The organism is Gaetbulibacter saemankumensis DSM 17032 (genome assembly GCF_000425645.1).
Taxonomy (GTDB): Bacteria; Bacteroidota; Bacteroidia; order Flavobacteriales; family Flavobacteriaceae; genus Gaetbulibacter; species Gaetbulibacter saemankumensis.
Window position 1 is genome coordinate 500,766 of the sequence record NZ_KE384430.1, and the last position, 14,168, is coordinate 514,933.

A 14,168-nucleotide genomic window follows, 5' to 3' on the forward strand; every position below is an offset into this window, starting at 1 on the left:
TACTGGAGTAGGCATCTTATTTAAATCAACCAAAATGAAAAAATTAAAGGCGTAATTTTAGTAAGACAATACTTTCATATAAAATTTATATTAGACGGTTGGTATTTTGGAATCATATTAATTGGGGATTAATTGGCTTGCTTATAGCCAATGCATACAATGTAGTTATATTTCAGTGTAGCCCAATATAACACATAAAAAAGCATAAACTACAAATATAATTAAGGACTTTGAGTGGTCTCACCCATCTCGAAATTGGGGAAGGGTTATTATTTATAAAGAGATACGCTCTACTATAAAATATTATCCAAAACAAATTAATTTGTTTTGAAATTTCAATAGAGCATTATTAAAGTATTTATATTAGTGGTATGTAAAGAACTAAACAAGCTTTTTATGAACTTAAAAAACTTGCCTCATATAATCGTGGCTGCCCTTTTCTTAATAGGGGCGTTCGTAACTTACATAGGCGTTAGTATAATGAGTCAGGATATACAGGTATTTGACTCGAGCTCTCCAAGTGATGGTGGAATTCCGGAATTATTCAATATCATAATTGGGGGCCTTATTAGCTTAATAGGTGGAATTTGCACTATTTTTCTACTCATAACATGGGCGTTTGGAGCCCTGATTCAGCTATTTGCAAAGTTAATTCAATTATTTGGAGCAAAGCGTGTTTTTATAACGCTTGGTGTGGTATCTATACTCCTCTGTGTTTATTTTTTCTCCGGTCTTTTTGAAAAGCCGATCTACGTGGGAGCCCTTGACGGAAGTATTTACAGCAAGCCCTTATTTACTGCATCAAAAGACACGATATTAACCACCACCGATGCCAAATTAAAAATAATTCACGCTACTGATAGTATATCAAAAGGACATCCCTGGTTTCTGGTTTCATATGGTAAGTCTCTAAAAGGTTATATATGGGGTGGAAATCTTTGCGCGAAGGAGTATTGGATCAATGGATTGTCAGGTCGCTGTGAATCTCACAAACAAAATTTATTAAAAAATGAATTTGATTTAAATAAATTAAAAAAAAATCAAAATACTGTCGATGTAATAGAGCTTTTGTATGCCAAGCTTCCTGGAATTTGGTTTTCAGATTACTCCGGCAATTATAAATTCACAAGCCAAATGGAGATTACCATTAAAGGAAAGGTAATTGGCTGGTGGTCCATAAAACATGAGGAGAACCTCATGGGATACCCTAAGTTTTATCTGCTATTGGACTATTTCCCTGACATCAATAAATCCCACAAGAGATTTCTAATAACAAGATTAAATAACAAGACACTCAGTCTAAAAGGAAAGGGCTTCTTTAGTCAAGAACGTCATTTTACAAAAGATAATCCAATGAACTAAAAAGTTCTTAGAGATAGGATTAATGCTAGACCGATTGATTAATTGGTTTGCTCTAATAATCATAGAGAGAGCAAGAGCAAGAATAAACTTTATAATAGTTTATCCAATGCAATTAATTATAACCTAAAGTTAAGTTTAAAGCATAAAAAAAGCCCAAACTACACATGTAGTTTAGGCTTTTTAGTGGTCCCACCTGGGCTCGAACCAGGGACTTTCTGATTATGAGTCAGATACTCTAACCAACTGAGTTATAGGACCGAAATCGGCTGCGAATTTAATACTATTTTTAGAACCCTACAAGAAAATTATTCCTTTAATCTAATTTCTTCACAAAGTTCTATGAGCACGCCATTGGTAGATTTTGGATGCAAAAAAACAACTCGCTTATTATCAGCACCTTTTTTGGGTTTTTCATTTAAAACAACAAAACCTTCGGCGGTTAATCTTTTTACTTCTTTTTCTAAATCATCAACATCAAAGGCTATATGATGTACGCCTTCTCCCTTCTTATTTATAAATTTTGCAATAGGACTTTCGGCATTTGTAGCCTCTAATAATTCAATCTTGTTAGTACCTACTTTAAAAAAGGAGGTTTTTACACCTTCACTCTCTACAATTTCGGTTTTATAGCTAGGCACGCCCAACAGTTTTGAAAATAAACTATTAGATGTTTCCAGGCTTTTAACTGCAATACCTATATGTTCTATTTTATTCATTAAGAATTCCTTTGGCTTAAGATACAAATTTTGCATTTCAAAAGTAAGATAATCTTTAAATATGCGCTATTTTTGCACCATTAATAAGGGAATCATAATATTTAACTTTTATTTACTAAATTAATCCACCTTAAAAAACCAATAACATGGAAGAGAGTCAAAGACAGAAAAAAATAGGATCGGTTTTACAGCGCGACTTAGTTGATGTATTACAAGGCGCAGCAACACAAGGCGGTATGCACGGTATTTTAATATCGGTTACCAAAGTAAAAGTCACCGTAGATTTAGGTGTTGCTAAAGTATATTTAAGTATTTTCCCTAGTGATAAAGCCAAAGAATTGCTTGCAGGCATTAAATCGAACACTCCTTTAATTCGACATGAATTAGCACAACGTACCAAAAATCAGTTACGTCGTATGCCTAATCTGGAATTCTTTGTTGATGATTCTTTAGAATATATAGACAAAATTGACCAGTCTTTAAAAGGTGGTGATAACCCAATTAAAGATCCGAGTATTTTAGATAAAAGAAAAAAGTCTTAATTGAGCGTTTCGTTATATATAGCAAAACGATATTTACACTCTAAGAGCAGTAATAATGCTATAAATTTTATTACTCTTATTGCCGTTATTGGTGTTATTCTTGGAGCTGCCTCCTTATTTATTGTTCTTTCGGGTTTTGCCGGTTTAAAAGATTTTACCCTGCAGTTTTCCAGTGTCGTCGATCCCGATTTAAAAGCCGAAACGGCTTTGGGAAAATCCTTTTTTCTTACCGAGGATGAAATAAACAAACTAAATACCATTGATGATATTGCATCTTACTCTAAAATAGTTGAAGAACGCGTTATCATTAGTTCGAATAACAAAAATGCGATTGCTAATATAAAAGGGGTCGATGGTGAATTTCAAAATGTTGTAACCATCGATTCTGTTATCGATACAGGCAGCTGGCTAGAACAAGATTCCAGACAAATTGTTATTGGTTGGGGACTTTCAGGAAGCTTATCCTTAGGTATTTTAGACTATACCAAGACTATAAACATATATGTTCCTAAGCCTGGAACCGGACAAATAACGTCTACCAAAAATGCCTTTAATTCGGTTAAAGCGGTTAATGTAGGGGTATTTTATATCAATGAATCTCTCAACGATTCTTATTTATTTGCCCCGATTGATTTAGCGCAACAACTACTTAGCTACCAACCAAACCAAATTAGTGCCATAGAATTTAAAGTTAAGGACGATGCCGATACTGAACTTGTAAAATCTAAAATTGAAGCAGCTCTAGGAGACAAGGTGGTTATAAAAAACCGTGCCCAATTAAACGATGCCTTATATAAAATGCTGAATACAGAAAATTTAGCGGTTTATCTAATTTTTACCCTGGTGCTTATTATTGCTTTTTTTAATATAATAGGCTCATTAATTATGATGATGTTAGATAAAAAACGAAGCCTGAACACGCTTTATAATTTAGGACTCGACTTAACCGATATTAAGCGTATCTTCTTTTATCAGGGAAGTTTAATGAGTATTATTGGAGGTCTTATCGGTTTAGTTATAGCACTAATTCTTATTTCTTTACAACAGGCCTTTTTACTGGTTATGATTACAGCCTCATTACCTTATCCAGTAATTATTAAAGCTGAAAATATCTTGATTGTATTTATTACAATTTCCGTACTGGGTGTTATTGCTTCAAAAATAGCTTCTGCACGTATTACCAAAAAGCTCGTAGAAGTTAATTAAAAAATGACTTCTTAATTATTCAGCAAACTGATACCCGGCAAACTTTTCTAATACCTCATCAAATACCGCAAACACATCGGCAGCATCATCGCTGGTAACCATTTTGGTTCGATACTCTTTAAAATGCGGAATACCCTTAAAATAGTTGGTATAGTGCCTACGTGTTTCAAAAACCCCCAAAGTCTCCCCTTTCCAATCTATAGACATTTGAAGGTGTCTGCGAGCTGCTTCAACACGCTCCTCAAGAGAAATAGGCTCTAAGTGCTCTCCCGTATTAAAGAAGTGTTTCACCTGCTTAAAAAACCAGGGATTACCAATACTGGCACGTCCAATCATACAACCGTCTAAACCATAATCATCACGCATTTCCATAGCTCTTTCCGGCGTATCCACATCGCCATTACCAAAAACAGGAATATGCATACGCTGATTATTTTTCACCGCCGCAATTGGTTTCCAATCGGCATGACCTTTATACATCTGTGCTCTGGTACGTCCGTGGATAGATATGGCCTTACAGCCTACATCCTGCAAGCGTTCGGCAACCTCAACAATTCGAATAGACTCATGATCCCAGCCCAAACGGGTTTTTACAGTAATAGGAATATTGGTGCGTTTAACCATTTCTGCCGTAAGCTGCTCCATGAGACAAACGTCTTTCAAAATCCCGGCACCAGCACCCTTACTTACTACCTTTTTTACTGGGCATCCAAAATTAATATCGATAATATCAGGTTTCGATTCGGCAACAATATCAATCGTTTGAAGCATACTATCTAAATTAGCTCCAAATATCTGAATCCCTACCGGACGTTCTTTCTCATATATATCAAGTTTCATAACACTTTTAGTAGCATTACGAATCAACCCTTCACTAGAAACGAACTCGGTATACACCACATCGGCTCCCTGCTCTTTACACAACGCACGAAATGGCGGATCGCTCACATCTTCCATAGGCGCTAGAAGTAACGGAAAATCAGGAAGTTCTATATTATCTATTTTAACCACAGTGTGTTACATTAATTTTTGAAGCTGCAAAGATACATAATTATATCACATTTTAAACTACTTTACTTTTGTTATCAATCAATATTTTCATACAAATAGTTATTTATAATTAAAAGCTTCGAAACAGATATGATTATTTTGAAGGTAAACAACTCGAAAACATCTATATTTGCAAATTATATCTGGCTTAGATTACTTTATGAAGAATATTAGAAACTTTTGCATTATTGCACATATTGATCACGGGAAAAGCACACTTGCAGACCGCCTATTAGATTTTACTGGGTCTGTAACAGACAGAGAAAAACAAGATCAGTTGCTTGATAATATGGATTTGGAGCGTGAACGCGGTATTACTATTAAATCGCACGCTATACAAATGGACTATATTTATGAAGGTGAGCATTATGTTTTAAATCTCATTGACACTCCTGGTCACGTAGATTTCTCTTATGAAGTTTCTCGATCTATTGCTGCCTGTGAAGGAGCCTTGTTAATTGTTGATGCGGCACAAAGTATCCAAGCTCAAACCATATCGAATCTATACCTGGCCCTGGAAAACGATTTAGAAATTATTCCTGTACTGAATAAAGTCGATTTACCAAGTGCCAACCCCGAAGAAGTAACCGATGATATTGTCGATTTATTAGGTTGCGATCCAGAAGACGTCATTCACGCCAGTGGTAAAACAGGTTTTGGAGTCGACAACATTTTAAAAGCTATTATAGAGCGTGTTCCAGCACCTAAAGGAGATCCTGAAGCACCGCTTCAAGCCTTAATTTTCGATTCTGTTTACAACACATTTAGAGGTGTAGAAACTTACTTTAGAGTAATAAATGGCGAAATTAAAAAAGGCCAGCATATTAAATTCGTAGCAACTGGTAAAGATTATTATGCCGACGAGGTTGGAACTTTAAAACTAACTCAAGTTGCTAAAAAAAGTGTAAAAGCAGGTGATGTTGGATATCTAATTACAGGTATTAAAACAGCAAAAGAAGTAAAAGTTGGTGATACCATCACCGATTTTGAAAACCCTACAAAAAATATAGTTGAAGGTTTTGAAGATGTAAAACCTATGGTATTTGCTGGTATTTATCCGGTTGACACAGAGGATTACGAAGAACTTCGTGCTTCTATGGAGAAACTGCAGCTTAACGATGCCTCTTTGGTTTTCCAACCTGAAAGTTCGGCAGCCCTTGGTTTTGGTTTCCGTTGTGGTTTCTTAGGCATGCTTCATATGGAAATTATTCAGGAGCGTTTAGAACGTGAATTTGATATGACGGTAATTACTACCGTACCTAACGTATCTTACCATGCGTTCACCAATAAAAACCCAGACGATATTATCATCGTAAATAACCCATCCGATCTTCCAGATCCTTCAACTCTAAATCGTGTTGAAGAACCTTATATTAAAGCAACTATTATTACCAAAGCCGATTTTATTGGCAATGTAATGTCGCTTTGTATTGAAAAACGTGGCTTAATTACCAATCAGACCTATTTAACACCAGAACGTGTTGAGTTAACATTTGAAATGCCTTTGGCAGAGATTGTTTTCGATTTCTACGATCGACTAAAAACCGTATCTAAAGGGTATGCCTCTTTCGATTACCACCCAATTGGTATGAAGCCATCAAAATTAGTACGTTTAGACATTTTATTAAATGCACAGCCTGTCGATGCCCTTTCTGCCTTAATTCATGCCGACAATGCACAAACCATTGGTAGAAAAATGTGTGAAAAGCTACGTGAGTTAATTCCTCGCCAACAGTTTGATATTCCTATTCAGGCGGCTATTGGGGCTAAGATTGTATCACGCGAAACTATCAAAGCGCTTCGTAAAGACGTAACAGCTAAATGTTATGGTGGAGATATATCTCGTAAGCGTAAACTTTTAGAAAAACAGAAGAAGGGTAAAAAACGTATGCGTCAAGTAGGGAATGTTGAAATCCCTCAGCAAGCATTTATGGCTGTTTTAAAACTAAACGACTAACATTAATTCAATCTTTTTACCAATTTATAGGAATTTATTATTGATAATTTCCCAATATTTCAATAATGTAATTTTTTCTTTAAAAAAATAATTCTGCTAACGTAGTGGCCAATATTTTTGTAAGTTTATAACAAATCAAAAATATTAATGACTATTATTCACATAAGTGCAGAATGTTATCCTGTTGCTAAAGTTGGAGGTCTAGCTGATGTTGTTGGTGCCTTACCTAAATACCAAAATAGTGCAGACGTTAGATCTCAGGTTATCATGCCCTTTTACGACAATAAGTTTACTGAAGAACATTCGTTTTCTTCAGTTTATGACGCGCAACTTGAATTAGGTGATACAACATATAAGTTCAGCATCTTAACATTAAAGGAAAAACCTTTAGATTTCGATATCTTTTTTGTTGATGTGCCCGAATTAATATTTAAAGATTATGTCTATTCTGCCGATGATACCGAACGCTTTTTATCTTTTCAAATCGCGACGTTAGATTGGTTACTTACCTGGGACAAGTCTCCAGATATTATTCATTGTCATGATCATCATACGGGGTTAGTTCCTTTTATGCTTCAGGAAAGTTATAAATATGAAGCTTTTAGAAAAACACCTAATATCCTAACCATTCATAATGCACAATATCAAGGATGGTTTTCTCATGATAAGGTAGGTTTAATTCCACCTTTTAATTTCGATCATGTTGGCCTTCTAGATTGGGGTGGTAGCATTAACCCATTAGCAGCAGCCATAAAATGTGCCTGGAGAGTAACTACGGTTTCACCAAGTTATATGGAAGAACTAAAACTTGCTGCCAACGGACTGGAAAGTTTGTTAAGTGCCGAAAGCGATAAATGCTTAGGTATTTTAAATGGCATCGATTGGAAGGTCTGGAATCCTGAAACCGACTCCTATATAGTAGAGAATTACACTAATGAAACCGTCGCTAATGGTGCCTTAGCTAATAAAAAGTATCTATGTAACACCTTTAACCTCGATATCGAAAAACCTCTATTTGCTTTTATTGGTAGACTTGTTCATGAAAAAGGTTCCGATTTATTTCCAGATGTATTTAATGCCGTTCTAGAAAAAGAAGATCTCAGTATCCTATTGTTAGGCTCAGGAAATAAAATGGTTGAATCGCAATTAGAAAACTTAAAAGAGAAATACGTAGGTACCTACAACGCCTTTATAGGTTACGATGAAAAATTATCGCACATTATATATGCCGGTGCCGATTTCTTACTTATGCCTTCACGCGTAGAACCCTGTGGTTTAAACCAAATGTATGCACTACGTTACGGTACTATTCCTATTGTTAGAAGTATAGGTGGATTAAAAGATACCGTTATAGATATTAATGAACAAAACGGCTTTGGTATTTGTCACGACAACACTGCCGTACCGGAAATAATAAATGCTATAGAGAGAGCTATAGCTCTTTACAAAGACCAACCAACTTATAAAAGCATTCGAAACAATATCATGAATATAGATCATTCCTGGGACGTTTCGGCTTCAGAATACATTGAATTATATAACACACTAAAACAGACTAAAGATGATTAATAACAAGGTTTTAGCCATTATACTTGGTGGCGGGCAAGGATCTAGACTACACCCACTTACAGAACAACGTTCAAAACCAGCCGTTCCAATTGCTGGTAAATACAGATTAGTAGACATCCCTATTTCAAATTGTATAAATGCAGACATAAAACGTATGTTTGTCTTGACCCAGTTTAACTCAGCCTCATTAAACCGACATATTAAAAACACCTATCATTTTAGTTTCTTTAGTAGTGCATTTGTTGATGTATTAGCAGCCGAACAAACACCTAATAACAAAGGTTGGTTTCAAGGAACTGCCGATGCCGTGCGACAAAGTATGCACCACGCCTTAAGACATGATTTTGAATATGCACTTATACTTTCTGGTGACCAGCTTTATCAAATGGATTACGACAAAATGATTGATGCGCATGAAGCATCCGGTGCTGAAATTTCTATAGCCACCATTCCGGTAAATGCTAAAGATGCCCCTGGTTTTGGTATTTTAAAATCGAATGATGAAAGTATCATTACGTCTTTTATAGAAAAACCTGATCCTAGTATATTATCTGAATGGACTTCTGAGGTAAGTGACGAAATGAAAAATGAAGGCCGTCATTATTTGGCTTCGATGGGTATTTACATTTTCAATCGAGATTTGTTGGTTGAATTAATGAAAGATGAATCAACCATCGATTTCGGAAAAGAGATTATTCCTCAGTCCATAGATAAACATAAAACACTTAGTTATCAATATGAAGGTTACTGGACCGACATAGGAACTATCGAATCCTTCTTTGAAGCAAATATTAGCCTAACAGCTGATATCCCTAAATTCGATTTATACGACGAAACCAGACGTATTTATACCCATGCCAGAATGCTTCCTACCACCAAACTTGCAGGGACGACTTTAGATCGCGCTGTAATTTCTGAAGGTTGTATTATTTCTGCCGCTAAGATTGAAGAATCGGTAATTGGTATTCGCTCCAGAATTGGTAAGGAATCCACAGTAATTAAAACTTATATGATGGGTAACGATTTTTATGAAAGCCTTCAGGAAATTGAAGAAAAGCACATCAAAACACTTATGGGAATTGGTGAACGCTGCTTCATAAAAAATGCCATTCTCGATAAAAACTGTCGTATTGGGGACGACGTAAGAATTAATGGCGGCAAGCACCTTGAAGACACCGAAAATGAAATGTATGCCGTTAGAGATGGTATCGTTGTTGTTAAAAGTGGTGCTGTAATACCTAACGGATTTTCAATTTAAAATATGGCTCAAACAAAAGTTTATAGTCTGTTCACGGACTTCGATATCAATTTATTTAAAGCAGGCAAACACTATAGGCTTTACGAAAAATTTGGCTCACACATAGTAACTGTTGATGGCATAGAAGGCACCTACTTTGCTGTTTGGGCACCAAGCGCTAAGCAAGTGTCTGTTATAGGTGACTTTAACTTCTGGACTGAAGGCGAACATCAGCTAAACGTACGCTGGGATAGTAGCGGTATTTGGGAAGGTTTTATTCCATTTGTAGGTAAAGGCAATTTGTATAAATACAAAATTGAAAGTCATAACAACGGGATAAAAACAGAAAAGGCAGATCCCTATGCCAGACGTTGTGAACATCCACCAAAAACCGCTTCCATAATATGGGACGACAACTACAAGTGGAAAGATGACAGCTGGATGAAAAAGCGTAAAAAACACAATGCTTTAGATGCCCCATATTCTGTTTATGAAGTACATCTGGGGTCTTGGAAAAGACAAGTCGAAGAAGATCGTTTTCTCTCGTATTATGAATTAGCAGATGAATTGGTACATTATGTGAAAGAAATGAATTTTACACATGTAGAACTTATGCCTATTATGGAGTTCCCCTACGATCCATCATGGGGATATCAGGTAACTGGTTATTTTGCACCTACATCACGCTTCGGATACCCAGAAGAATTTAAATATTTAGTTGATAAATTACATCAAAACGATATTGGAATTATTTTAGACTGGGTGCCCTCGCATTTTCCGGAAGACGCCCATGGACTAGGATTTTTTGACGGTTCTAACCTCTATGAACACCCAGACCCTCGTAAAGGCTATCACCAGGATTGGAAAAGTTTAATCTTTAACTATGGCCGAAATGAGGTAAAATCCTTCTTAATTAGTAATGCCATTTTCTGGCTCGAGCAATATCATGCAGACGGATTACGTGTTGATGCCGTAGCATCGATGCTTTTCTTGGATTACTCAAGAAAAGATGGTGAATGGGAACCCAATATTTACGGGGGGCGTGAAAACCTTGAGGCCATTGCTTTCTTAAAGGAATTAAATCTGGAAGTTTACCAATCCTTCCCAGATGTACAAACCATCGCTGAAGAATCTACAGCCTTTACAGGCGTTTCTAAACCTGTTTTTCTAGGTGGTTTAGGCTTTGGCATGAAATGGATGATGGGATGGATGCACGACACTCTTGATTATTTCAAAAAAAATCCCATATACAGGCAATATCATCAAAACGACATTACCTTTAGTTTAGCTTATGCCTTTACAGAAAACTTTATGTTACCACTGTCTCATGATGAAGTCGTATACGGTAAAAATTCCTTAATAGGTCGAATGCCAGGCGACGAGTGGCAACGATTTGCAAACCTGCGTCTATTATTTGGATATATGTTTACTCATCCTGGTACTAATTTATTATTTATGGGCGGTGAGTTCGGCCAATACAACGAATGGGATTTCCAAGGAAGTTTAGATTGGAACCTACTAGATTTTAAACCACATAAAGACTTTCAAAACTACTATAAAGCATTAAATACTTTCTATAAAGAGCAATCGGCACTTTTCGAAAAACAGTTTAGTCATGAGGGTTTTGAATGGATTAGTTACGACGATCATCAAAACTCTGTAATTAGTTATATCCGTAAAGGCCATGATTCTAAAAACAATTTAGTAGTATCCTGCAATCTAACACCAGCCGTGCAAAAAGATTATAAATTAGGAATACCTACCAAAGGAAAATTAGTTGAAATTTTTAATAGCGATATCGAAGAATTTGGTGGCAGTGGTGTTTGTAATGCGAAACCAATTACAGTAAGAAAATCACCTTGGAATGGCAAGAATTATTCGGCTAAAGTAACATTACCTCCTTTAGGAGTTGTAATTTTTAAAATTGAATAATATTACATTTTATTGTTAATTTAATTAAACCTCTCTTAATTTGCTAGTTACGCAATGATACTGTGTTATTTTTAGTAAATATTGGCTGATTTTGGAAGTGTAATTTACTAATTTTAGCCAATATTAAATTCATTCCGCTATGATATTAAATACTGAATTAGAATATAAAGGAGATCAATTTCCTTCAACTATAATAGATTATAAAAAAGATGTAGATGTACTACATTTTTATACAACTAATAGTGTCATTTTACAATTAACCGTATTAAGAGATAGTGTTTTACGCTTCCGCTATACTACCGTTGGAAAATTCACAAAGGATTTTTCGTATGCTATTGATGAAGATGCCAGTAGAGGTTATAATAATTTAGAAATAACAGATGATGATGAAAAATATATCATCACCACCGCAAAACTAATTTGCCATATATACAAATCGGACTTAAGAAAATCTATTTATGATGCTCATGATAAATCTGTTATTATTGAAGATGAACTTGGATTTCACTGGGAAGAAAGTTACGAATTAGGCGGCGATATTGTAAAAATGAGTAAATCTGCTCAGGCGGGCGAAAGTTACTATGGTCTTGGTGATAAACCGGAACACTTAAATTTAAAAGGACGCCGTTTTGAAAACTGGGCGACAGACTCCTATGCTTACGGAAAAAATACCGATCCTATTTACAAAGCCATTCCGTTTTATACTGGTATTCACAGTGGTAAATCCTATGGTATTTTCTTCGATAATTCTTTTAGAACATATTTCGACTTTTGCCATGAACGTCGCAATGTAACCAGTTTTTGGGCACAAGGAGGAGAAATGAATTACTATTTCTTTTACGGTCCTAATATGCAGGACGTGGTGGCTAGCTATACCGACTTAACTGGTACGCCAGAATTACCGCCTTTATGGGCTTTAGGGTATCACCAATGTAAGTGGAGTTACTATCCAGAATCTCAGGTAAAAGAAATCACCAATAAATTTAGAGAACTTAAAATTCCTTGTGATGCAATCTATCTGGATATCGATTATATGGAAGGCTTTAGATGTTTTACTTGGAGTAAAGAATATTTCCCTGAACCTAAACGCATGGTGAAGGAATTAGCCGAGGACGGATTTAAAACAGTTGTAATTATCGATCCTGGTATTAAAATCGACCCAGAATACAGTGTGTTTAAAGAAGGATTGGATAACGATTATTTCTGTAAAAGAGCTGATGGACCTTACATGAAAGGTAAAGTATGGCCGGGAGAATGTTATTTTCCAGATTTCACCAGACCTGATGTTCGCGAATGGTGGGCAGGACTTTTTAAAGAATTAATTGAAGATATAGGTGTTAAGGGTGTTTGGAACGATATGAACGAACCAGCCGTTATGGATGTTCCAGGAAAATCCTTTCCTCCCGATGTGCGTCACGATTACGATGGTAACCCTTGTAGTCATCAAAAAGCACATAATATTTATGGTATGCAAATGGCTCGTGCTACCTACCATGGTTTAAAACGATTTAATTATCCGAAACGCCCCTTTGTAATTACGCGATCGGCTTATTCGGGCACTCAACGCTATACCTCAACCTGGATGGGCGATAATGTTGCTACCTGGGAACATTTACAAATTGCTAATATTCAGGCGCAGCGATTAGCCATGTCTGGATTCTCATTCGCGGGATCGGATATAGGTGGTTTTGCTGAACAACCTAATGGCGAATTATATGCACGTTGGATTCAGTTAGGTGTTTTCCATCCCTTTTGTAGAACACATTCGTCTGGCGATCATGGTGCTCAAGAACCTTGGGCTTTCGATGAAGAAATTACAGATATTGTACGTAAGTTCATTGAAATACGTTACGAATTATTACCGTATTTATATACAACGTTCTATCATTACTCACAGGACAACATACCCATGTTAAAATCTCTAGTCCTTTACGACCAGGAAGACATTCAAACGCATTACAGAACCGATGAGTTTATTTGTGGTGATCATATTCTAGTTTGCCCAATAAACGAACCGAATTCTAAAGGAAGACGCATGTATATTCCTCGTGGCGAATGGTATAATAATTGGACGAAGGAATTAATAAAAGGCGGTAAAGAAACCTGGATTGATGCCGATCTTGACGAAATGCCAATTTTTATTAAGGCTGGTGCAATCATTCCGAAATATCCCGTACAGCAGTATGTTGGAGAAATTAAGTTAGAACAAATCGATTTAGATGTTTATTACAAAAAAGGCAAAGAAGATTCGGAGTTATACGAAGATTCCAATGATGGCTACGACTATAGAAAAGGGCGTTACAGTCTGAAGAAATTCAATTTAGCTGGTAATGGGGAAAAATTAATCATCCGTATCCACAAACGTGGACAGTACGAAACTCCATATTCTACTTTTAAACTAAACCTATTTGGTTTACCATTCGAAGTAAAAACCATTAAAGTAGATAATGAAGAGGTGTCATTTAAAGATGTACAATTCGAAAACAACACCTTAGTTGTCACTAAAGAATTTACCAACCTTCAAATCATTGGGTAGAAGAATCTAAATTTTATTTTAAAAGGCTTGCTAAACAGCAAGCCTTTTAAAATAAAATCAT

The 14,168-nt window shown here is 35.9% G+C and carries 10 protein-coding genes and 1 tRNA gene; 8 read left to right on the forward strand and 3 right to left on the reverse strand.

Annotated elements, in window-relative coordinates:
* Window positions 1-411 precede the first annotated feature (411 nt).
* The gene (locus tag H611_RS0108880; RefSeq protein WP_157515073.1) at window positions 412-1,362 is read left to right on the forward strand and encodes a hypothetical protein; all 951 of its coding nucleotides are present in this window, start codon (window positions 412-414) and stop codon (window positions 1,360-1,362) included.
* Between the two features lie 184 nt (window positions 1,363-1,546).
* Here the strand turns inward: H611_RS0108880 and H611_RS0108885 are convergent.
* Both H611_RS0108885 and mce read right to left on the reverse strand, forming a co-directional pair.
* Window positions 1,547-1,620 (reverse strand) — tRNA-Ile (locus tag H611_RS0108885).
* 47 nt (window positions 1,621-1,667) lie between these two features.
* Entirely contained in the window at window positions 1,668-2,078 is a 411-nt protein-coding gene (gene mce / locus H611_RS0108890) for a methylmalonyl-CoA epimerase (protein ID WP_027138030.1), read from the reverse strand.
* Window positions 2,079-2,224: 146 nt separating this feature from the next.
* Here mce and rbfA point away from each other — a divergent pair, with 146 nt between their 5' ends.
* Window positions 2,225-2,620: a 30S ribosome-binding factor RbfA gene (gene rbfA, locus H611_RS0108895; protein ID WP_027138031.1), complete on the forward strand. Its 396-nt coding sequence runs from the start codon at window positions 2,225-2,227 to the stop codon at window positions 2,618-2,620.
* Window positions 2,621-3,826: an ABC transporter permease gene (locus H611_RS0108900; RefSeq protein WP_027138032.1), complete on the forward strand. Its 1,206-nt coding sequence runs from the start codon at window positions 2,621-2,623 to the stop codon at window positions 3,824-3,826. It begins immediately after the preceding gene.
* Window positions 3,827-3,841: 15 nt separating this feature from the next.
* Here H611_RS0108900 and dusB read toward each other — a convergent pair whose 3' ends face one another.
* On the reverse strand, window positions 3,842-4,837 hold the full coding sequence (gene dusB / locus H611_RS0108905) for a tRNA dihydrouridine synthase DusB (RefSeq protein ID WP_027138033.1): 996 nt from the start codon (window positions 4,835-4,837) through the stop codon (window positions 3,842-3,844).
* 199 nt (window positions 4,838-5,036) lie between these two features.
* Here dusB and lepA point away from each other — a divergent pair, with 199 nt between their 5' ends.
* The 5 genes from lepA to H611_RS0108930 all read left to right on the forward strand — a co-directional run bounded on the left by lepA (window position 5,037) and on the right by H611_RS0108930 (window position 14,107).
* Window positions 5,037-6,833, forward strand: coding sequence for a translation elongation factor 4 (gene lepA, locus H611_RS0108910; protein ID WP_027138034.1), 1,797 nt, complete (start codon window positions 5,037-5,039; stop codon window positions 6,831-6,833).
* Between the two features lie 147 nt (window positions 6,834-6,980).
* Window positions 6,981-8,402, forward strand: coding sequence for a glycogen synthase (locus H611_RS0108915; RefSeq protein ID WP_027138035.1), 1,422 nt, complete (start codon window positions 6,981-6,983; stop codon window positions 8,400-8,402).
* Window positions 8,395-9,660 carry a glucose-1-phosphate adenylyltransferase gene (locus H611_RS0108920; RefSeq protein WP_027138036.1) on the forward strand — a complete coding sequence of 422 codons (1,266 nt, stop codon included), beginning with the start codon at window positions 8,395-8,397 and terminating at the stop codon, window positions 9,658-9,660. The genes H611_RS0108915 and H611_RS0108920 overlap by 8 nt, the downstream gene beginning before the upstream one ends.
* A gap of 3 nt (window positions 9,661-9,663) precedes the next feature.
* The gene (gene glgB / locus H611_RS0108925; protein WP_027138037.1) at window positions 9,664-11,571 is read left to right on the forward strand and encodes a 1,4-alpha-glucan branching protein GlgB; all 1,908 of its coding nucleotides are present in this window, start codon (window positions 9,664-9,666) and stop codon (window positions 11,569-11,571) included.
* Between the two features lie 139 nt (window positions 11,572-11,710).
* Window positions 11,711-14,107: a glycoside hydrolase family 31 protein gene (locus H611_RS0108930; RefSeq protein ID WP_027138038.1), complete on the forward strand. Its 2,397-nt coding sequence runs from the start codon at window positions 11,711-11,713 to the stop codon at window positions 14,105-14,107.
* Window positions 14,108-14,168 lie beyond the last annotated feature (61 nt).

What these genes read in the sequence shown, in the direction of transcription:
- glgB (WP_027138037.1), top strand. Translation starts at nt 9,664, where the DNA reads ATGGCTCAAACAAAAGTTTATAGTCTGTTCACGGACTTCGATATCAAT.
- mce (WP_027138030.1), bottom strand. Translation starts at nt 2,078, where the DNA reads ATGAATAAAATAGAACATATAGGTATTGCAGTTAAAAGCCTGGAAACA.
- H611_RS0108915 (WP_027138035.1), top strand. Translation starts at nt 6,981, where the DNA reads ATGACTATTATTCACATAAGTGCAGAATGTTATCCTGTTGCTAAAGTT.
- lepA (WP_027138034.1), top strand. Translation starts at nt 5,037, where the DNA reads ATGAAGAATATTAGAAACTTTTGCATTATTGCACATATTGATCACGGG.
- H611_RS0108920 (WP_027138036.1), top strand. Translation starts at nt 8,395, where the DNA reads ATGATTAATAACAAGGTTTTAGCCATTATACTTGGTGGCGGGCAAGGA.
- rbfA (WP_027138031.1), top strand. Translation starts at nt 2,225, where the DNA reads ATGGAAGAGAGTCAAAGACAGAAAAAAATAGGATCGGTTTTACAGCGC.
- H611_RS0108930 (WP_027138038.1), top strand. Translation starts at nt 11,711, where the DNA reads ATGATATTAAATACTGAATTAGAATATAAAGGAGATCAATTTCCTTCA.